This window comes from uncultured Brachyspira sp. (genome assembly GCF_949287625.1).
Taxonomy (GTDB): domain Bacteria; phylum Spirochaetota; class Brachyspiria; order Brachyspirales; family Brachyspiraceae; genus Brachyspira.
In genome coordinates, this window is sequence record NZ_CASEGO010000023.1 from 1 (window position 1) to 20,735 (window position 20,735).

General features: G+C 27.7%; 15 protein-coding genes and 1 pseudogene. 8 read left to right on the forward strand and 8 right to left on the reverse strand.

Translation table 11 applies throughout. From position 1 onward, the window contains the following. Positions 1 to 876, reverse strand: an 876-nt coding sequence (locus tag Q1X91_RS05605; protein ID WP_300754243.1) for an NADH-quinone oxidoreductase subunit L, incomplete at its 3' end; no start/stop codon positions are given. A 51-nt stretch (positions 877 to 927) separates the two neighbouring features. Further along, positions 928 to 2,556, reverse strand: coding sequence for a GldG family protein (locus Q1X91_RS05610; protein ID WP_300754246.1), 1,629 nt, complete (start codon positions 2,554 to 2,556; stop codon positions 928 to 930). A gap of 288 nt (positions 2,557 to 2,844) precedes the next feature. On the opposite strand from Q1X91_RS05610, the gene dxr reads away from it, so the two are divergent. The 3 genes from dxr to Q1X91_RS05625 all read left to right on the forward strand — a co-directional run bounded on the left by dxr (position 2,845) and on the right by Q1X91_RS05625 (position 6,344). Continuing rightward, positions 2,845 to 3,999, forward strand: coding sequence for a 1-deoxy-D-xylulose-5-phosphate reductoisomerase (gene dxr, locus Q1X91_RS05615; RefSeq protein ID WP_300754249.1), 1,155 nt, complete (start codon positions 2,845 to 2,847; stop codon positions 3,997 to 3,999). A gap of 87 nt (positions 4,000 to 4,086) precedes the next feature. After that, positions 4,087 to 5,823, forward strand: a complete 1,737-nt coding sequence (locus tag Q1X91_RS05620) for a proline--tRNA ligase (protein WP_300754252.1) — start codon at positions 4,087 to 4,089, stop codon at positions 5,821 to 5,823. A gap of 83 nt (positions 5,824 to 5,906) precedes the next feature. Beyond that, positions 5,907 to 6,344: a GNAT family N-acetyltransferase gene (locus Q1X91_RS05625; protein WP_300754255.1), complete on the forward strand. Its 438-nt coding sequence runs from the start codon at positions 5,907 to 5,909 to the stop codon at positions 6,342 to 6,344. 5 nt (positions 6,345 to 6,349) lie between these two features. Here Q1X91_RS05625 and Q1X91_RS05630 read toward each other — a convergent pair whose 3' ends face one another. The 6 genes and pseudogenes from Q1X91_RS05630 to Q1X91_RS05655 form a co-directional block, all read right to left on the reverse strand. After that, entirely contained in the window at positions 6,350 to 7,420 is a 1,071-nt protein-coding gene (locus Q1X91_RS05630; RefSeq protein WP_300754258.1) for an LptF/LptG family permease, read from the reverse strand. Next, positions 7,420 to 8,301 carry a DUF2225 domain-containing protein gene (locus Q1X91_RS05635; RefSeq protein WP_300754261.1) on the reverse strand — a complete coding sequence of 294 codons (882 nt, stop codon included), beginning with the start codon at positions 8,299 to 8,301 and terminating at the stop codon, positions 7,420 to 7,422. Before Q1X91_RS05635 ends, Q1X91_RS05630 begins: the two co-directional genes overlap by 1 nt. A gap of 68 nt (positions 8,302 to 8,369) precedes the next feature. Further along, the gene (locus tag Q1X91_RS05640; protein WP_300754264.1) at positions 8,370 to 9,500 is read right to left on the reverse strand and encodes a hypothetical protein; all 1,131 of its coding nucleotides are present in this window, start codon (positions 9,498 to 9,500) and stop codon (positions 8,370 to 8,372) included. After that, entirely contained in the window at positions 9,475 to 11,010 is a 1,536-nt protein-coding gene (locus tag Q1X91_RS05645; protein ID WP_300754267.1) for an NTP transferase domain-containing protein, read from the reverse strand. Before Q1X91_RS05645 ends, Q1X91_RS05640 begins: the two co-directional genes overlap by 26 nt. Positions 11,011 to 11,021: 11 nt before the next feature. Then, positions 11,022 to 11,561 (reverse strand): hypothetical protein, encoded by a 540-nt coding sequence (locus Q1X91_RS05650; protein WP_300754271.1) that lies wholly within the window; start codon positions 11,559 to 11,561, stop codon positions 11,022 to 11,024. 106 nt (positions 11,562 to 11,667) lie between these two features. After that, positions 11,668 to 13,068 (reverse strand): annotated as a pseudogene (locus tag Q1X91_RS05655) (MATE family efflux transporter). Between the two features lie 125 nt (positions 13,069 to 13,193). Here Q1X91_RS05655 and Q1X91_RS05660 point away from each other — a divergent pair. The 5 genes from Q1X91_RS05660 to Q1X91_RS05680 all read left to right on the forward strand — a co-directional run bounded on the left by Q1X91_RS05660 (position 13,194) and on the right by Q1X91_RS05680 (position 20,715). Continuing rightward, entirely contained in the window at positions 13,194 to 14,117 is a 924-nt protein-coding gene (locus Q1X91_RS05660) for a methylenetetrahydrofolate reductase (RefSeq protein ID WP_300754273.1), read from the forward strand. A 72-nt stretch (positions 14,118 to 14,189) separates the two neighbouring features. Then, on the forward strand, positions 14,190 to 16,805 hold the full coding sequence (locus Q1X91_RS05665) for a homocysteine S-methyltransferase family protein (RefSeq protein WP_300754276.1): 2,616 nt from the start codon (positions 14,190 to 14,192) through the stop codon (positions 16,803 to 16,805). A 503-nt stretch (positions 16,806 to 17,308) separates the two neighbouring features. Beyond that, positions 17,309 to 18,121, forward strand: coding sequence for a vitamin B12 dependent-methionine synthase activation domain-containing protein (locus tag Q1X91_RS05670; protein ID WP_300754279.1), 813 nt, complete (start codon positions 17,309 to 17,311; stop codon positions 18,119 to 18,121). A 143-nt stretch (positions 18,122 to 18,264) separates the two neighbouring features. Then, entirely contained in the window at positions 18,265 to 19,473 is a 1,209-nt protein-coding gene (locus Q1X91_RS05675; RefSeq protein ID WP_300754281.1) for a glycosyltransferase family 2 protein, read from the forward strand. Between the two features lie 6 nt (positions 19,474 to 19,479). Then, positions 19,480 to 20,715: a glycosyltransferase family 2 protein gene (locus Q1X91_RS05680; protein WP_300754283.1), complete on the forward strand. Its 1,236-nt coding sequence runs from the start codon at positions 19,480 to 19,482 to the stop codon at positions 20,713 to 20,715. The last annotated feature ends 20 nt before the right edge of the window (positions 20,716 to 20,735 follow it).

Genomic DNA, 20,735 nt, shown 5'->3' on the forward strand with positions numbered 1-20,735 from the left:
CTTGTTATTATCCTTTTTGGCTATTAGTATATAAGAAAACATTACTGAAGCTATTGGAGTGCCTATATAAAAAAACATTTTTATTATTAATGATATAGTAGAGTAATACCCTGCACTTGTTTTATCCAAATATCTGTTTGCCATGAGTACATCGCTTAATGATATCCAATTGAATATAAAGTTTACAATAACAATATGAATTATATAACTTAAAAATATATATAGGTTTTGTTTTGAGAAATATATTTTTATTTTATTTAATGGTATGAAGTAGGGGAGATTAAGTTTTTTTAATTCTATTATATTAATAATAAAATATAATAAACAAAATAATGTTACAGTAATAATGGCTCTTTCTAAAGTAAGCCCTGTTATAATAAAATAGGCTAGTAAAAGTATTTTTGATATAAATATTGCTATAAGACTTGCTGTATAGTCATACGCTATATAATTATTGATTTTTAGTATAGACTGTGAAACTATTCCCAAAATAGTAACGAATATTCCAACAGACATTATAAGAAGAGAAGTATAGCTTTTTATATTAAAAAGTATATCTATTAAAGGTATTGACACTATATAAAGAATAGATATCACAATAGCAATAATATATCCGTAAGCCCAATAAGTACGGGCATCCTCATCATCTTTATAATGATGCATTATATAATAACTAAAACTAGAAACTGTTAAAACTATTATAGAATATATATTTATTATACCGTTATAATGAGCAAAATCTGATATTGATAAACTTCTGTTAATATAAATTGAAGATATATAATTTAATACGCTTGCAATACCGTTTATAAATACTAATAATGCATAGTTAATATAATATGAATATTTTTTGTATAATGTTTTTATTATGTTCATATTATATTAACTTTAATTTACCTTTATATTTTTTTTATCTAACAAAAAATTTTATCTTCTTCTTAAGAACCATATCAATATACCAAGTATACCAAATAAACAAGGCAAACCTATTTGAGCAACATATCTTATAAAGTTAGTTTGAGTAGTAGTAAGAGTAAGATTTTTTATGCTTGCTTCTTTAGGTCTTATAGTAATTTTTTGTCTTGCTTCTAATAGATAAGCAACACTATTCATAAATAAGTCTTTATTACCAGCAAAAGCTATATCTACAGACTGACCTTGCTCTGGATTAATATATGCATTCAAGGCAAATGTTGCATCGCCAAATACAACTATTCTTGCAGGTTCTTTTCTGCCTTCTATTTCATAAGTACCGCTTATAGCCAAAGGCACAGGACCTGGTATATCTGTTCTTGGATTGAATCTTGCTCTTGATAAATCAAATGTGGCCTCTTCTTTTCCGTAGCCTTGAGGTGTAGTTGTAATTATGTTTTCAAAGCTGCCGTTATATTTATTTTCTCCGCTTAATATACTTCTTGCTACAACTAAGCAGGCAAATACATTTCCTTCTTTAAGTGTCTGAGTTATAGGGTGCGAAGTGTATTGAGGCACTATATTAACTGGTATAACAACACTTGAAGCCGTATCTATTATATAGTCATTTTTAGTTTTAAATCCCCAATCTGATAGGAAATTACCCAAATTGCTGTTAAATTTACTTCTGTCCATAAAACTGTCATATAATACTAATAATTTACCGCCGGTTTTTACATAGTTATTTAATTTTTCTATTTCAAAATCGCTGAATGTTTCAACAGGAGCAGCTATAACTATTAGAGCAGCATCTGTAGGTATATTTTCAAGTATAATATTTAATTCTCTTACTTTATAATTTTCATTTTCCAAATAAGTTTTTACATAAGATAAACCTTCTCCGCCTCTGTCCTGTATTTGTCTTTCTCCATGTCCTACAGTGAAGTATATAACATAAGATTCATTATCAAGTAATGTATATATTGCCTGAGTAAATTTTTCTTCTCCTACAAATAGAGGATCTGAAGTAACTTTTGACTGAGTAGTTAAATCTTTTCTATATACTCTTACTTGTTTGCTTTGTCCGTAAGTAAATACTATTTCTCCAACCTGAGTCATTTGATATTTACTTTTAGCTGAAGGTTTTTCTATAGGGTTAATATATTCAACAGTTATATGTTTATTAATTCTTTTATATTGTTCAAGTAATAAATCAGCCCTCCAGTCTGGTGAAGTAGGGTCTGTACTTGGAGCTCTAAGTACAACTATAGAAAGCGGACTGTCTATTCTGGATAATACATCAGTAGTTTGCTGAGATACTGTGTATGATTTATTCTGAGTCATATCAAATCTTATAGGGAAGTTTATACTTATAATATAAAGTCCTACTAATATTGCCAAAACTATAACTAAAGATAATATTCCAAAAAAAGCTTTATGCACAAAACGCATCTTTAAGAAAGATACTATATATTTTCTGTCTACTATTAATGTAATTATAGTTATAACAGCAGATACTGCAAGTACAATCCAAAAAACAGTGGTAGGTCTTTGAGTTACTGCATAAAAGAAAATCCAAGCAAAAAATAATAATACCCATGAAGCTATAGTTAAAATTCTTAAATTAAACTTTTTATTTGACATCTAATAATAATCCATTTTCTATAATTTTTAATTAATTTGAATAAGTATTATATATAATTAATGATAAATTGCAATAATTATGTTTAGTTATACTTGTTCTAAAAGATTATCGGATATTCTATAATTTTTTATATAAAAATATTTTTATATAAAATGTATAAAATAATACATAGCTTTTAAATCTAGTATAAATCTTTATTTTTATAATGTTTATTTTATATTGAAATAATTTCAAAATAAGCCTATTATTTAATTACTAATAATATAATTTTTTAATAGAGTTGTAAAATGAAAAAAAGAATTCTTTTGTTAGGAGCTACTGGCTCTATAGGTACTAATACTTGTACGGTTGTTAGAAAATTTAGTAATGATTTTGAAATAGTGGGAATGTCTGCAAATAGTAAAATAGATATTCTTAGAACTTTATGTACTGAGTTTAAGCCAAAAACTGTAAATATATCAGATAAAAGTGCTGCAAACATTTTTAAAGATTATGACTGTGCAGAAAATATAAAGATTTTTGAAGGAAGTATTGCTGATTTTGTAAAACATACAGACTTTGATATATTAGTAAATGCTTTAACTGGATATGCAGGATTTCTTCCTACAGTAGAGGCAATAAGAAAAGGAAAAACTATTGCTTTGGCAAATAAAGAGACTTTGGTAGTAGGCGGAGATATTATAAATGAACTATTAAAACAGCATAATGCCAAATTAATACCAATAGACAGTGAGCATTCTGCTATATTTCAAATATTAAATCATTTTGGTAAAGATGCATTATCAAAAGTAATAATAACAGCTTCAGGAGGTCCTTTTTTCAGAACTCCTAGAGAAGAGTTAAAAAATGTTACTGTAGAGATGGCATTAAAGCACCCAACTTGGTCAATGGGAAGTAAAATTACTATAGACAGTGCCACTATGATGAATAAGGGCTTTGAAGTAATAGAGGCACATCATTTATTTAATTTGGATTATGATAAGATAGAAACTATTATTCACCCGCAGAGTTTAATACATTCTATGGCAGAGTTTGTTGACGGGGAAATATATGCTCAAATAGGCAAAAATGATATGTGTCTTCCTATACAGCATGCACTTACCTATCCAGAAATAAGAAATACTCCATTTGAAAAGTTAAAATTATACGAACATAGCGAGATTAATTTTTATAAAATGGATTTTGATAAATTTGTTATGCTAAAACTAGCTTATGAATGCGGTAAAAAAGGCGGACTCTATCCATGCGTACTTAATGCTGCAAACGAGATATGTGTTTATTCATTTTTGGAGAGAAGAATTAGTTTTACTGATATATTTGATATTGTTTCAAAGGTATGTGAAAGAAAAATAAATATACCATTGAATATAGATAATATTATCAATATGGACAGTGAAATAAGAAAAGAAACCAGATGGATAATAGATTCTATGACTAAATAAGTAAGTAAATAACTAAAAGCATTATTTATAGTTGATAATTTTAATTTTATAATATATCATTATTAAAAAATATTTTAAGGAAATATTATGCGTTTATCGAAACTATTTATGCCTACATTAAAAGAAGCACCAAGTGATGCAATAATAGCTTCTAATAAATTAATGCTTAGAGCAGCACTTGCTAGAAAAATATCAAACGGACTTTACTCTTATCTGCCATTGGGTGTGAGAATATTAAGTAAAATATCTAATATCATACGAGAAGAAATGGACGCTATAGGTTCTAATGAATGCATAATGCCCATACTAGTTTCTAAAGAATTATTAACGCCTTCTGGAAGATGGGAAAGATTTAAAAAAGAATTATTTAGATTAAAAGACAGAAATAATGTTGATATGGCTATGGGACCTACTCATGAAGAGGCTTTTACTATAACAGCTCAGAATGAGATACAATCATACAAAGATTTGCCTTTAACCTTATATCAAATACATACAAAATTCAGAGATGAAATAAGACCAAGATTTGGGGTTATACGCTCTAAAGAGTTTACAATGAAAGATGCTTATTCATTTCATATAACCAAAGAATGTCTCGATAAAACTTACAATGATATGAGCAGAGCCTACACTAAGATTTTTAAAAGAATGGGGCTTGATACTGTAAGCGTAAAAGCAGACAGCGGTGCTATGGGAGGAGAAGGAAGCGAAGAGTTTATGGTATTAAGCGAAGTAGGTGAGGAGACTATAATTTTCTGTTCTAAATGCGACTACAGAGCAAATGTAGAAAAAGCTAATGTTAAAAAAGATGATGAAGCTAAATCTTACACTGATAAACCATTAGAAGAAGTAAATACTCCAGATATAAAAACTATAAATGACTTGGAAAAATTTTTTAATACTTCTTCAAAAAATTTTATTAAAAGTATAATTTATAAAACAGAAGAGGGTGAAGTTATACTAGTAGCTATTAGAGGAGATTTAGAAATTAATGAAACTAAACTATCTAATGCATTAGGCGGACTTGATATAGAACTTGCCGATGAGGATACTGTAAAAGAAGTTACAGGAGCTAGAGTTGGCTTTGCTTCTCCTATAGGATTAAAAAAGAAAATAAGAATATTTGCTGATAACTCTATAAAATCTGTTGCCGATGCTATAGTTGGAGGCAATAAAGATGATACTCATATAAAAAATGTTAATATACAAAGAGATTTTAATATTGATGTATGGGGCGATTTTAGAACTGCAAAAGAAGGAGATAAATGTCCTGAGTGCGGAGAGACTTTATATCAGAAAAAAGGTTTAGAGTTAGGACATATTTTTAAACTTGGTGATAAATATACTGAGGCTTTCAATTTTAAAGTATTAGATGAAAATAATAAAGAAACAACTCCTATAATGGGCTGTTATGGAATAGGTGTTAATAGGGCTTTGGCTTCTGTTATAGAACAAAATTATGATGATAAGGGTATAATATTTCCTATAAGTGTTGCTCCTTATGAGGCTATAGTTGTGGCTATTGATAAAGAGGGAGAAGAATCATTTAAAAAGGCAGAAGAGATTTACAATGCTCTTAATGCTTTAAAAGTTGAAACTATGTTCGATGACAGAAAAGAAAGACTTGGAGTTAAACTTAATGACTGCGATTTAATAGGTATTCCTATGAGAATAATGGTTGGTAAGAAATCTCTTCAGAAGGGAGTAGTTGAGTTTAAACTTAGAAGTTCATCTGAAAGCGTTGAAGTAAAAGCAGAAGATATAGTTGAATATGTAAAAGCAAAAAAAGAAGAATTATTCAATGAAATAAACTCTAAACTATAATATAAATTTATAAAAATGAATAAGAGTATAAAATTATATTTCTTATTCATTTTTTTAACTGTAAAAATTGTAAAAATCAATTTATGGAAAATATAGTATCTGTAAACAATATTGATAACAATATAATTAATTCAATTCTTTTTATATCTTCAAAAAGTGAATATATCAGTTTATCAGAAAATAATTTAAAACACTATATAGAAGATAAATATCATAATGTTATAATTATTAAAGATGATGATGAAATAAAAGGTTTTTTAATTTATTTTTTGCTTTCCCCAGAAATAGATATAATATTTATAGCAGTTTACCCAAATAATAAAGGATATGGCAGAAAATTATTATCATATCTATTTGATGATGCAAAGGCTAATAATGTAAATAACATCAAACTAGATTTGCATGAAAATAATATAACAGCTAAAAACTTCTATATAAAAAATGGATTTAAAAAAATAGCTGTAAGAAAAAAATACTATAATAATCAATTTGATGCTATTATAATGGAGAAATTAATATAAATATATTAATGGAATTTCTTAAATGCCAATATACAAAGTATTGCAAATATAATATTAGGCATCCAAGCAGCAATAAAAGGATTCATATTTCCAGCTTCGCCCATAGATCTAAATATCATAAGGATAGAATAATACATTAAAGCAACTACTATAACCATTACCAAACTTATAACTAGTACACTTTGTGTAGAAAATTTTGAAAATAAAGAAGCTAATAAAACAATAATAAACCCAGAAAAACAATATGATATTCTATAATGCAAATCAGTTTCTAATCTGGAAGTATTCATATTTACTTCCTTTTGTAATTTTATAATACGTGCTTCTTCAGTTAAACTCATAGAGTCTAAAAGCGGTCTCCCATAAAAATGTTCAGGACGTTCCAAAACATCTAAAGGATAATCATTTATTTCCTGAACATTTATTTCTTTATTATCAGAAAAAGTTGTTAATATTCCATTTTTTACATACCATTTTCTCTTATCTTTATCCCATTGTATATAAGGGCTTGATATTCTGAATTTTATTCCGCCGTCATCATTCATTTTTAATACAATAGTGTTAGTCATATATTGTTCTTGATAAAAATACGTATTTATAAAATACAAGTAATTATCTCCACCAAAAAGCTGCCAAGGTCCGCTTTTAGTTGCTTGCCCAAAACCATTTATAGTATCATTTGCTATAAAAGCTTTCTTATTTGAAGGTGCGGCCACTAATTGCCAGAAAATCACTAGAATAAGACATAATAATATAACTATGGAAAACATCGGCATTGAAAATTTAAATAAACTAATACCAGAGTTTTCTATAGCAAGCATTTCTTTATTTTTTACAAAAGTTCCAAGTACATATGTAGAAGAAAACATTAATGCTACTGGAAATATATAATATATATTATGAGGAATCCTTAATGAATGGTACATAACTATATATTTTAATAATTCAGGATGCTGAACATAATATGATAATTTACCACTCAATTCAGCTATTGTAACCAAAACAACAAACAATAGTAAAGAACCAAAGAAAAAAGACAGGAACTCTTTTAATAAATACACATTCAATTTTTTCATTAACTTACATCTATACCATATTGTTCATGAAGTTCATTTAATTCATCAGTGATAGCAACATGAAGTTCTTTAATTTTCTCAAGTAAAGCGGAAGGTTTTGATTTACTGCTTTTGCCGGAACCAAATATTTTACTTATTTTTCTTTTAGCCTGAACAAGTGTTTCAGCTTTTACTTTAGGGTCTGGTATAAATTTAGCAGCATCCATTCCAAGCAATGCTCCCATATAAAGCATTCCCTCATATCCGAAATTATTATCTATATCAGGACCGAATGACTTTAACTTTTCAAAATTTTCTTTACCGTTTTGCATACATTCTATTGCAGCTGAATAGAATTCGCTTGCTTTATACTGAAAAAATGGTATCAATCTGTCATAATTTTCATTAGGGTATACATTGGCTAAATCTTCCAAAGTCCAACTGAGCCTTAAAGAACATAATGCCTTTTTAAGAGTAGGTGCTGTATCTTTTCCATGATAATGATATCCGTCTATGGCTAGAAAATAACTAGCAGCTCCTTCTATAAGTGTTCTGTTTCTTTTAAAATCCACATCATTTCCAAAAAACTCTTTCATGTATTTTTCTCTTTGTTTTGAGGTTTCAAGAGCTTCATCTTTTTTCTTATTATCTATTAAATTAAAATCTTCCTGAAAAGATGCATATAAACAATTAGGACAAACTACAACTACATATATTAAAGGGTAAACAGTACCATATTTTTTACTTTTTTCATAAGTTCTTCTTAAATCATTTCTTAATTTTCCAGCTATGAGTCTGCCGCCGCCTGTAAGGAGCATTTCATGATAGAACTCTCCATTACATACTGGGCAAGTTCTTGGGTTTTTCTCTATAAACGATACTTTTGGTTGTTCATCACTCATAAAAAATCCTATTTTATAGTTATTTTTATAAACATTTAAAATAAAAAAATGTCAAATCAATTATCGGCTTATTTCAATTTTTCAATATCACTTATATTTAGCTTTGTAATTCTTAATTCATCAAATATATTATTGTAGTAAAGTAAATAATAATAAGGGTATTGTGCTGCTATTAACCTGACATTCCCGCTGCTTGTACCCAAAACTGATAAATCTATTATTCTTCCGTCAATAAACAAATATTTATTTCCATCTTCCTTTGTATATAAAACCATTATCTGTGCTGCATAATCTAATGCACAGTCTAACGACATTATATCTGCATCTTCTGACAATATAGTAAAATTAGTAAAAGTACCGTCATAGAATCTAGTATAGTTTATATTTCTTTTATTATCCTTTGAAAGATATACTATATGAAATCTGTTATGTTCTTCATGATTTACAGAATAAATTGAAGAATTAGTTACTATAGCTCTGCTGTCAAAAAATCTAAATGCCGTATTTGTCTTTCTTGAACCATAGAATATATTTCCAGTATCATATTCATGCATATAAAGTGCGTATCCGTCTTTTTCAGCAGCTGGATAAACACTATCAATTATTTTATTTGTATAAATAAAGTCTGAAAAGAAATTATCTCTATAGAATCTTGATACGGATAAAGTTCCTCTATTATCAACAAAAAACAATGTAGGATAATTGAAAGCTGACATAACTAATTTTAAATCAAGAATTTTTCTATTTTGCCTCAAATCCATAAAATAATTATTGAATGTACCTGAGTTATCATTGGCATATAATATTTTGTTTGATTTATTATATGAAACATGTATATGACTATTATTTGTTGCAATGCTTATTAAACTGCCCAATTCTCTATTATTATCTAGTATAGTTCTTGAAAAATTACCTTCCTTTCCAGTAACATATACAGCAGTATTAAGTAAATTATCATAATATGCAAAATGTACATTATTATAACCATCTGCAAATAATTCACTAATATACGGCTCTTCTCTTAAAGAGGCAATAGACCAAGTAGAAAGCGATTCAAATCCGCTCATTCTTATATAATGCTCTGTAATAGGAGGAGCATCTTTTTTTATTTCCCTTTGATATTGTGCACTCAAAACAGCATATAAAAAAATTAAAAGTGCTGCAATTAATATGCTACTTCTTTTTAGATTTTTTGCCATCTTCTATTTTGCTTACAGATTCAATACCTTCTTCTTTAGGTCTTATAAATCTGCATTTTATAACATTGCCTTTTTCATCAAGAAGTGCTTTTATATGAGAATAGTAAAATATACAATGTTCTATATAGGCATTATCATCTACAATAGAGCCGTAAAGATAACTAACACCTTTAATAAGTACATTAGAACCTATATTAACAGGGTGATGATCGCTTCCAGTAACATTAACACCTCTCTCTAATGTAGTATTTTTACCTATATATACATTTCCTTTTATCTGATTGCCTGAATATATTTTCACATTATCATCTAATATAAGTCTCTGATTTTCCAAACAAGATAAAAGAACATTATCCCCAATGTATGCATTTTCTCCAAGATGCACATTTCCTTCTATTTTTGCACCATGTGATATAGTAACCCCATAATTGAGTGTAACATTCTTTCCTATATAAGCACCCTTTCCTATATATATATCCAGAGGTTTTTCATCTTTATCTCTTTCAAGTATCTGTTCTACTACAGTATCATCTATAAAGAAATCCTCTCCGTCATATATCGTAATTATATTTTTTAATTTATTATATACATTTGACCTTGCAATGGATTCCATTTCTTTAAGAACTGTTTTATCATTAAATCCTAAAACAACCCTGCTGTCTTTAGGCATATAAGTAGAAATGGATAAATTATTATTAACAAACATCTCTATCAAATCTGTAAGATAAAGTTCGTTTTGAGCATTATTAGATTCTAATTTTTGTATAAGTTCTTCTAAAGGCTTCATTTTAAAGCCGTATATACCAGCCACATATTCATTAAAATTATCTAACAGTTCATCTTTTTCATAAGAAAACTTTTCATCTTTATATATTTTATAAAGTTTTTCATCATCTTTCATTGCAAGTATATCTTTATACTCTATAACACCTATAACATTGCCTTGAGAGCCTTGTCTATATTTGCTTTTTTTACCGTCATATGTTAAGCCTCTGCTTCTTAATATCCTTCCATAATAGTTGCTTCCTTTAGGACCGTCATACATAGCAGTCATAACTATCATATCAGTTTTAGACTTTAAAAACTCCTCATGAAACTCTTTCATAGTATCAGAATCTATAAGCCCCATATCAGCATATATAACATAACAGTATTTTATATTTTTTAAATCGCTTTTTTCAAGTCCTACCTTAACAGCATGACCTGTACCTCTCTGTTCTTCCTGATAAGCAAAATTAGTATTAGCTTGTTTTCCTACAGCATTAGCTACATCTAAGGCTTTTATACCTACTACTATGGTAATATTGCTTTTAGGCATACCATTTCTAACGGCAAGTCTAACTCTTTCTATACTAGGCACTCCCCATATGGTATGAAGCATTTTAGATGTTGAACTTCTTATTCTTTTACCATGTCCGGCTGCTAATATTATCACTAAAGTATCATTTTTAGAAAACTTTGATGATAGTGAAGAGAGAGCATTTTCTATTTCTACTGCATTTTTTTCCATAATAGCAACTCCTAATTTTTCTTATCATTTGATTTTTGTTTATTTGTATATATTTGTTCAAACACAGGTTTTTTAACGTTTAAAGGAAGCGGATTAGACGTTTTTTTATCATTTACTATATTTGCCTTATTATCAAGCTGTTCTTTGGCTTTCATAATATCTTCTAGGCTGTTTTTTTTATAATCACTTGGAAGAAAAGTATTTTTACTGTCTAATTCCAATTTATCTTTATTCTTATCCTGATTAAAAGTTTCATCTTCTTTAAGCCATTTTCTTAATACTTTCGCTACAGATTCGCATAACTTATCAAGTTTTTGTTTAGCCCTAACATTACCGCCTAAATTGGAATCTTCTTTAATAATAAGTTTGTAGAGCTGCATAGCCTTTATTATATTTTTCTTTTCAAAATTATAATAATCAGCAACTTTTTCTATACCGCCGAAATAGGAGGCAGTGAGATAACATCTGTAAGCACCTTCTATATCTTTTTGATTAAAAAGTTCATTACCTTTTCTTACTAAAGCACTTCTTGTAGAATCTTTTATTTCCATATTCTACATTATATACCTATAATAGAAAACTGCAAGTATTAATTTGATAAATATATTATGTTAAATTAACTTTATTTGAAATATTGCTTGTTATTAACAATAATTATCAAATAGTTTTTATTTCTCTTTTTAATTCTAGCTGCATTTCTCTTATCATACTAAGTCCTAAAGGGATAGAAAGTAAAAATGTTAGTAAATCTGAAAAAGGCTGAGCTATTTCTATACCTGTTATACCAAATATTTTTGGAAATATATACATTATAGGTATAAAAAATATACCTTGTTTGGCTACAGCCAAAATAGAAGCCCTTATTGTTTTTCTTGTTGTCTGAAGCATCATACTTGATAATGTTATAAATCCCCATAAAGGTAAACTTAATGCCTGATAATGTAATGCTCTGTATGCCACTTCAAGCAATGCCTCATCTTTATCATTAAACATATGTACAATTTGTGCTGAATTCATAAATATAAATACAGAAAGCAGAAGTAATACAAAAGTTGATATTTTAACACAAAAATAAAACGCCTTTATAACCCTCTCATATTTTTTAGCCCCATAATTGAATCCGCATACTGGCTGAAAACCTTGTCCGAAACCTATAATAGCCGAATTAGCAAACATGGCAACCCTATTAACTATAGACATAGCAGCTATTGCAGCATCACCAAATGGGGCAGAAGCTACATTTAAAAAAGCAGTTGAAAAACTTGATATACTCTGTCTGCAAAGGCTTGGAAGCCCTCCCACTATTATAGCTTTATATTTTTGAAGGCTAGGGGAGAAGTCTTTTAATTTTATAGGCAAAGTTCACCATACATTAGTACCAATCAAAAGTATACAGAACCCAGCAAACTGACTTATTATAGTACCTATAGCCGCACCTTTTACTCCCATAGAAAAATGAAATATTAAAATAGGATCTAATATTATATTTAAAACTGCCCCTGTTACCAAACCTATCATAGCAAATACGGCATTACCCTGAAGTCTTAATTGATTATTAAGAACCAAAGAGGCTGTCATATACGGAGCACCCATAAGTATATATTTCATATAGCTTATAGAATATGGAAGTATAGTTTCTGTTGAACCTAAAATAGTTGCTAATGGCTTTATAAAAATTGTACCAAATATAAATATTATAAACCCTACTATCATTGCAGACAAAAAACCAGTTACAGCCATTTTTGATGCTTCCTCCGTTTCTTTGGCTCCAAGTTTGATAGATATATAGTTTCCAGAACCATGCCCGAAGAAAAAACCTATGGCCTGTATTATTGCCATCATAGAAAAAACTATTCCAACTGCTGCTGTAGACTGTGTATTTATTTTACTTACAAAAAAAGTATCCGCCATATTATAAAAAGAAGTTGTAAGCATGCTAATAATTGTGGGAATACCCATTTTTATTACCAAACTTTCTACATTTGACTCTGTTAATTCTTTATATTTTTTATTTTGTCTTTCTGTTTCTTTTAATTCATACTCATCATTTGAATTCATACTATCACCTTAAAATCATATTAATAGTATATAACTTTTTTTCATAACTTCAATATGATTTTTTTGTTTGACTTTTTTAGTTTTTCTAGTACGATATAAGTAAACATAATTGTTAGGATAAATATATGAATAATAATGTAGAAAATTTTATAAAAAAATTAGAAAACAAAGATGAATATACTTTCACATTAGAAATATCACCACAGGCTAAATATGATTTAGGATACATAGAAGAAAAAATAAATAATTCAAATATATCAGATTATATAGATGCATTTGTTGTAACAGATTCCCCTTTTGCTAATTTAAAAATTTCTTCAATACTCGCTGCATTACAATTAAAGCAAAGATTAAATAATAAAAAGCCTTTTATAACTACTCAAACTATGAGAGATAAAAACTCAATAGCATTGCAGAATGATTTGATAGGTGCAAATTATTTTGATTTGAGAATGATACTTGCAGTTACTGGAGATGCTGTTGCAAATGGAAATCAAAAACAGGCTAAAGCTGTATTTGAAGGTAATTCTGAATTATTAATAAATATTATCAAAAATTTGAATAATGGTAAAAGTTTAGGAGAGTTTTCTTTTAAAGAACCATTAAAACATATATATCCGTTTTGTGTTATCAACAGTTATGCCAAAAATAATGACAGCCTAAAAGTAAGACTAGCCAAAAAGGCGAACTCTGGAGTTAAAGCAATATTTACTCAGCCAATATACGAAATAGAAAGATTAGAGCTTTTATTAAAATGGATAGATGAACTTCCATTAAAAGAAAAACCTGTATTAGTACCAGGCTTTTTCCCTGTTCTAACATACAAAACAGCATATTTCATATATTATAAACTTCCGGGGGCTTATATACCTGAAGATTGGCTCAATAAACTAAAAGATGCAAGCGATAAATCTCCTGAAGAAGAGAAAAAAACTGCCTATGAATTATCTGCAAATCTTTTTAACAGTATGATTAAAAAACATAAAAAAATGCATATAATGAGCATGAATAACTATGATTTTGTTGTTAGTTTATTAAAAAATATTTAAAATTAAAGACTATATATTAAATTCATAAATTAGAATATACAAGTAAAAAATATGATTGGAGTATAAATAGTAATGAATAATATAAAAGAAAAATTAAAAGAACTTATAAAAGAACAGTATTTAATAATAGACGGTGCTACTGGTACAGAACTTCAAAAAAAAGATATAAAAAAAGAATCTTGGATTATAGACGGCAACAATATTGAAGGCTGTAATGAAATATTAAATATAACAGCACCATATATAATGAAAGAAATACATATAGATTATTTAAATTCAAATGCTGATATCACAAAGACTAATAGTTTCGGGGCAATACCTTGGGTATTAAGCGAATATGATATTGCAGATAAATCTTATGAACTAGCTAAAAGTGCTGCATTAATAGCAAATGAAGCTAGAGAAGAATATTTAAAAAATCCTAATTCTAAAGGAGATTTAAATAGAGATATTTTTATTGCAGGCAGTTTAGGACCTGGTGTAAAACTTCCTAGTCTCGGACAGATTACTTTTGATGAAATGTATAATGGATACACTGAAGCTGCAAAAGGATTAATAGACGGAGGAGCAGATATTATACTTCTTGAAACTGCTCAAGATGTACTTCAGTTAAAAGCGGCTATACTGGCAGTTAATGATACAGCAAAAAAACTAAACAAAGAAATACCAATAATGGTTTCTGTAACAATAGAGAAAGAAGGTACTATGCTTTTAGGTACCGATATAGAAACGGCATATACTATACTTTCAAATTTGGATATATTTTCTATAGGTATGAACTGCGGTACAGGTCCAGACATAGCAATGCGTCATATAAAAAGACTTTCTGAAATATCATGCATGCCAATATCAATACATAGTAATGCGGGGCTCCCAGAAAACAGAGATGGAAAAGCATATTACAGTATGACTCCTGAAGAATTCGCAGATATTAACAGTGAGTTTTTTAATTTGAACGGACTTGCATTTATAGGAGGCTGCTGCGGAACAACTCCTTTGCATATAGAAGCATTAGCTAAAAAAGTAAAAGGAGTGAAACCCAAAAAACCTGCATTAGAAAAACCAAGACCTTATATAGCAAGTTTGTTTAATTCTGTAAGTATAAAACAAGAGCCTGCTCCTTTAATGATAGGGGAGAGAAGCAATGCTACTGGAAGTAAGATATTCAGAGAACTTATGATTGCAGGCGATATGGACGGTATGCTTGATGTAGGAATAAAACAGGTAAAAGCTGGAAGTCATGCTATAGATGTTAATGCTGCTTGGGCTGGACGAGATGAAGTAGAAGACATTACAAAAATTATTTCAGCTTATGTTAAGCAAATTTCTCTGCCTTTGGTTATTGATGCTATAAAACCAAATGTTATAGAAGCAGCTTTAAAAGTATATGGAGGAAAACCTATAATAAACTCCGCTAATATGGAGCAGGGAGAAGAAAAGTTTGATGCAATATGTTCTCTTGCCAAAAAATACGGAGCTTCTATTATGCTTCTTACAATAGATGAAAAATCAATGGCTTTTACATACGAAGATAAATTAAAAATGGCTCAGAGAATGTATGAGCGTGCTGTCAATGTTCACAAAATACTTCCTCACGATATAATATTTGACCCTCTTACATTCACACTTGCAAGCGGCGATGAAAAAAGTTTTTTAGCAGGAGTTCAAACTCTTAATGCTATAAAAGAGTTATCAAAAAAATATCCAGAATGTTCTATTAGTTTGGGAGTATCTAATATATCTTTCGGACTTAAAGAAGAAGCTAGAAAAATAATGAACTCTGTATTCTTATACGAAGCTATTAATCATGGTCTTACTACTGCAATTGTTAATGTGGCTCAGATACTTCCTTTATCAAAAATAGATGAAAAAGAGATCGAATTAGCAAGGGAGTTAATATACAATAAAAATAATACTAAAGAACCTCTTATAAATTATATAAATCATTTCTCTGACAAAAAAGAAAAGAAAGAATTAAGCACTGAAGAAAATATAAAAAAGCCTATAAGAGAAGCAATAAGAGACGCTATGCTTGACGGCGAATGGAAAGATATGCAGGTGTTGCTTAATGAAGTAAAAGAAAACAGTGAAGAGTTTGGCGGCGAAAAATTATTTGCTCAGGCTATAATAGATGAAATACTACTTCCTACTATGGCTGATATCGGAGTAAAATTTGGAGAAGGCACTATACAGCTTCCTTTTGTTTTGGGTTCTGCGGAAGTTATGAAAAAAAGTGTTGACTTTTTATCGGAGTTTTTAGAGAAAAAGCAGCAGGAGAAAACTGCTAAAATAATACTTGGTACTGTGGCGGGTGATGTGCATGATGTAGGTAAAAATCTAGTTGAAATCATTATAAAAAATAACGGATTTGAAACTGTTAATCTTGGTACTAAAGTATCTATAGAAAAATTTATAGAAGCGTATCATGAACATAATGCTGACTGTATAGGTATGTCTGGACTTTTGGTAAAATCTACTGAAGTTATGAAAGATAATCTTGCATACATTAGAGACAAAGGATTAAAGATACCAATTTTACTCGGAGGGGCGGCTTTAACTAAAGACTTTGTTGAAAACACTTGCAAAAAAGTTTATGGAGATACTGCTAAAATATTTTACTGTAAAGACGGTTTTGATGATATATTAGCAATAAAAGAAATAATATCTGACAGAGATAAAGAAAAATAATAATTATAAAAATTTAACCAAACGAGTTTAATTAAATTGATAATAAATTATTGATATAATATGAACAGCCATCTTATGTGTGTATAGCAATAATAAATAAAAGTTAGCCTAAGACAGTTAGTAAGTTTACCCACTAGCTTATTACAGGCTGAGGCTACCAAGTAGGCACCCTTACGGGTGACATAACAACAAATAAAAGCAAGAACGAGCCTTCAAGTAAATTCATTTATTTGAAACTATAAGGCGAGCACCCCTACAGGTGATATAACAATAAATAAAAGCGAGAACGAGCCTTCAAGCAAATTTATTTGCTTGAAATTATTCGGCGAGTTCGAGCATAACAACAAATAAAGTGAGCTGAAGCCAGCTAGTGAGTTTAATTGCTATCTCATTATTAGGCTAAGTATAACATAACAATAAATAAAAGCGAGAACGAACCTTCAAGCAAATTTATTTGCTTGAAATTATTTGGCGAGTTCGAGCATAACAATAAAGGAAGAATTATGCCAGAAATAAATCATAAAAATCATCAGCATTATATAAATAAACCTCCTTTCTATGGAAGAAAAGTTTTTGAGTTTAATAAAGATATAGAAAAAGAAGCTTTTGATATGATTAACAAAGTTAGGCTTTTTAGAGCAGGTTTCGGATATTCGGCTAAAAATCAGGACATTGAAAAATATAAAGAGATGATAAAAACTAAAGTTGAGCCTAAATACGAAGAGATGAAAAATAATATCATGGAAAATAATTTGATTGAACCTGTTATGATTTATGGATTTTATAAAACTACTACAGAAAATGATAAACTTTATATATATGATGTTGATTTTAATACTAATCAATTAAAAGATGAAAAAATAGAAATACCATTAGAGCGTATGGAAAAAGAACCTTATAATTCTATAGTAGATTTTTTTGATAAAGATGAAGACACTATAGGTTTTACACTTGTAAGTCTTGGAGAGAAGTTTGCAGGATTTTTAAAAGGACTTTATGATAATGATGATTATAAAGATTATTATTTTTATAATGCAATAGGTACACATATTATAGAAAACTATGTTGATATACTTCAAACTCATATGGAAAATTTACTTAATTTAAAAAATAATGTAAAAAGAAAACATGTAGGCTGCAGATATTCTTTCGGATATAAAGCTCTTACTAACATGTACGGCAACAGAATAATATTTGATAAATTAAAGCCCGAAGAGTTTAACGTTACCCTTACAGAAAGCTATATGATGGATCCTGAACTTAGTACTTGTGCTATAGTTTCGTTCTGTGAGGATTCATATTATTTCGCTAATTAACAACTTTTTTATGATTTTATATATTATAATTATTATATTGACTTTTAATATTTATATTCTATAATTGAAAAATAATATAAAAGACAGATATTATTTTTATAGTTTAAATATAAAATATATTAATTATGGAATCAGAGTAATATATGAATAGAATTCCCTTTTTTTCAATAATTGTACCTGTTTATAATACAGAACAGTATCTAAAAAGGTGTTTAGACAGTATTGTTAATCAAACATTTAAAGATATAGAGATAATAATAGTTAATGATCATTCTCCTAAAAACTGTGATGAAATAATTTCTCAATATAAAGATGAAAGAATTATTTATATAAAACATGAAGTAAACAAAGGACTATTACTAGCCAGAAAAATAGGAAATATAAAAGCATCAGGAAAATATATTATTTATGTGGATTCTGATGATGAAGTTAATATAAATATGTGTAATGATGTATACAAAGAATGTCAAAAAAAAAATTACGATGTTATACATTTCAATACAAAGGCAATTTTAGATGATAATATTAATATATCTAAAAAAGATAAAGAAAGATTGAGAATGAAAGCAGAATGGTATGTATCTTCAAGAAGAAGTTTAATAAATGAAAAATATTTATTATATGAAGTGATAGAAGAGAAAATACCTCATAATATGTGGGGAAAAGCTTATAAGACAAGCATAATAAAAAAAATTACTGAATATATACCAGATATAAAACTTATGAATGCTGAAGATATGCTGCAGTCATTAATGATATATTATTTTGCTGAATCTTACTGTACAATTAGTAATCAATTATATTATTATTATATAAGTATAGGAGAAAGCAATAAAAATACATCTAATTTAAGTTATAATTCTTATAATTATTTATGTGAATGTTCGTCAATAGCATGTAAAGAGTTTTTTAATTTTTTAGAAAAACAAGGTACTGAAATATTATATGGAACTTATTATTATAAAATATATTATAATCAATATAGATTCCTAAAGGAAAAAATAGTTGATAATGAAAATAAAAAAGAGTTTGAAAAAATACTTGAAACTCATTTTGATACTAATATAATAGATAAATATTTAAAATTAAAAGAGTATGAAGATATTAAATTAAATAAATATGAAAAAATTATAAATAAACTTATCCCGTATTTTTTTTCTATAATTATGTTTGAATACTATATTAATATAAAAATATTTGGAATAAAAATAAATTTAAAAAAAAATAAAAGTTTTAAAGAACCAATAGTTATATCCTTTAACTCATTATTAAAAAATATTTTTTCAATAAATACAGATAATAAAAAAGATAAATATATTAAAATATTGTTTATGAAAATTAAACTTAAATAGGACTTTATGGAAACTATATATAATAAAATATTAAAAAATTTAGAATTATCAAAAAAATACAAAAGCAGTGTATATTTTTCTATAATTATACCTGTTCATAATACTGAAAAATATCTAAAAAGATGTTTAGACAGTGTGTTAAATCAATCATTTAAAGACTTGGAAGTAATTATTGTTAATGACTGCTCTCCCGGTAATTGCGAAGAAATTATTTTATCATACAAAGACGATAGAATAAAATATATAAAAAATGAACAAAACTTAGGAAGTGCATGGAGTAGGGTTACTGGATTAAGTTATTCTAAAGGTAAATATGTACATTTTATAGATAGTGATGATATGGTTGCAGAAGAATGCTACATTAAAATAAAAAAATATTTAAATAACAAATATGAGGTTTTATGTTTTAATGGATACAATTTTTTTGATGATCATATTGATGAACCAAAATATCATGTTGTAAGTAATAGTAAATTATATGGAAAAAGAGCCGCATTTGATGATATGTTTTTTACTGATAATCCGCTTAGAACATTATGGGCTAGGGTATTTAAGAGAGATATTGCTATAGAAGGTGCTAAATATATGCCTAAAGATTATACTTGTGTTGCTGATGATTGGATATTTAATTTATTCATACTTTTTCATGCTAAAAGTTATAGAAGCATATCTGATATGTATTATTATTATTATCAGGATAATCCAAATGCTATCACCGCAATAGTTGAAAATAAAAAAGAACATAATATTAATTTTAATAAACTAAATAAAAATATAAAACAGGCATTTATATCATATAATTCTGTTGTTGAATTTTTAAAATTAAAAAAGGTTTGGAATATTTATAGAAATTCGTGGATGCTCTATATAATAAGAGATTTGAAATATAGTTTTATAGAGCCTTTTAAAAATTTTGACGGATATTTTGATTATTTATACAATGAAGACAAAGATAAATATTTAAAAGAAAGCCTAGAATATTTTAATTCAAATATATCAAATTTAAATATATTAAATTTTTTATACAATAATTTGATTGAATCATCTGGAACTTTTGAAAAAAAATTATTTAGATATACATTAATTTCTCAATTCTATAAAATTTATAAAGCTGTTACTAGAGTAAGAAATTATCCTCAGGCATTATTTAATATAAGCATTACAAAAACAAATGAATATAGACGAATGTATATAAGATTTTTATTTTTTAAATTAACAATAAGATTAAAACCAAAAAAATAATATGCTTAATATTTTTTATT

What these genes read in the sequence shown, in the direction of transcription:
- Q1X91_RS05610 (WP_300754246.1), bottom strand. Translation starts at nt 2,556, where the DNA reads ATGTCAAATAAAAAGTTTAATTTAAGAATTTTAACTATAGCTTCATGG.
- dxr (WP_300754249.1), top strand. Translation starts at nt 2,845, where the DNA reads ATGAAAAAAAGAATTCTTTTGTTAGGAGCTACTGGCTCTATAGGTACT.
- Q1X91_RS05620 (WP_300754252.1), top strand. Translation starts at nt 4,087, where the DNA reads ATGCGTTTATCGAAACTATTTATGCCTACATTAAAAGAAGCACCAAGT.
- Q1X91_RS05625 (WP_300754255.1), top strand. Translation starts at nt 5,907, where the DNA reads ATGGAAAATATAGTATCTGTAAACAATATTGATAACAATATAATTAAT.
- Q1X91_RS05630 (WP_300754258.1), bottom strand. Translation starts at nt 7,420, where the DNA reads ATGAAAAAATTGAATGTGTATTTATTAAAAGAGTTCCTGTCTTTTTTC.
- Q1X91_RS05635 (WP_300754261.1), bottom strand. Translation starts at nt 8,301, where the DNA reads ATGAGTGATGAACAACCAAAAGTATCGTTTATAGAGAAAAACCCAAGA.
- Q1X91_RS05640 (WP_300754264.1), bottom strand. Translation starts at nt 9,500, where the DNA reads ATGGCAAAAAATCTAAAAAGAAGTAGCATATTAATTGCAGCACTTTTA.
- Q1X91_RS05645 (WP_300754267.1), bottom strand. Translation starts at nt 11,010, where the DNA reads ATGGAAAAAAATGCAGTAGAAATAGAAAATGCTCTCTCTTCACTATCA.
- Q1X91_RS05650 (WP_300754271.1), bottom strand. Translation starts at nt 11,561, where the DNA reads ATGGAAATAAAAGATTCTACAAGAAGTGCTTTAGTAAGAAAAGGTAAT.
- Q1X91_RS05660 (WP_300754273.1), top strand. Translation starts at nt 13,194, where the DNA reads ATGAATAATAATGTAGAAAATTTTATAAAAAAATTAGAAAACAAAGAT.
- Q1X91_RS05665 (WP_300754276.1), top strand. Translation starts at nt 14,190, where the DNA reads ATGAATAATATAAAAGAAAAATTAAAAGAACTTATAAAAGAACAGTAT.
- Q1X91_RS05670 (WP_300754279.1), top strand. Translation starts at nt 17,309, where the DNA reads ATGCCAGAAATAAATCATAAAAATCATCAGCATTATATAAATAAACCT.
- Q1X91_RS05675 (WP_300754281.1), top strand. Translation starts at nt 18,265, where the DNA reads ATGAATAGAATTCCCTTTTTTTCAATAATTGTACCTGTTTATAATACA.
- Q1X91_RS05680 (WP_300754283.1), top strand. Translation starts at nt 19,480, where the DNA reads ATGGAAACTATATATAATAAAATATTAAAAAATTTAGAATTATCAAAA.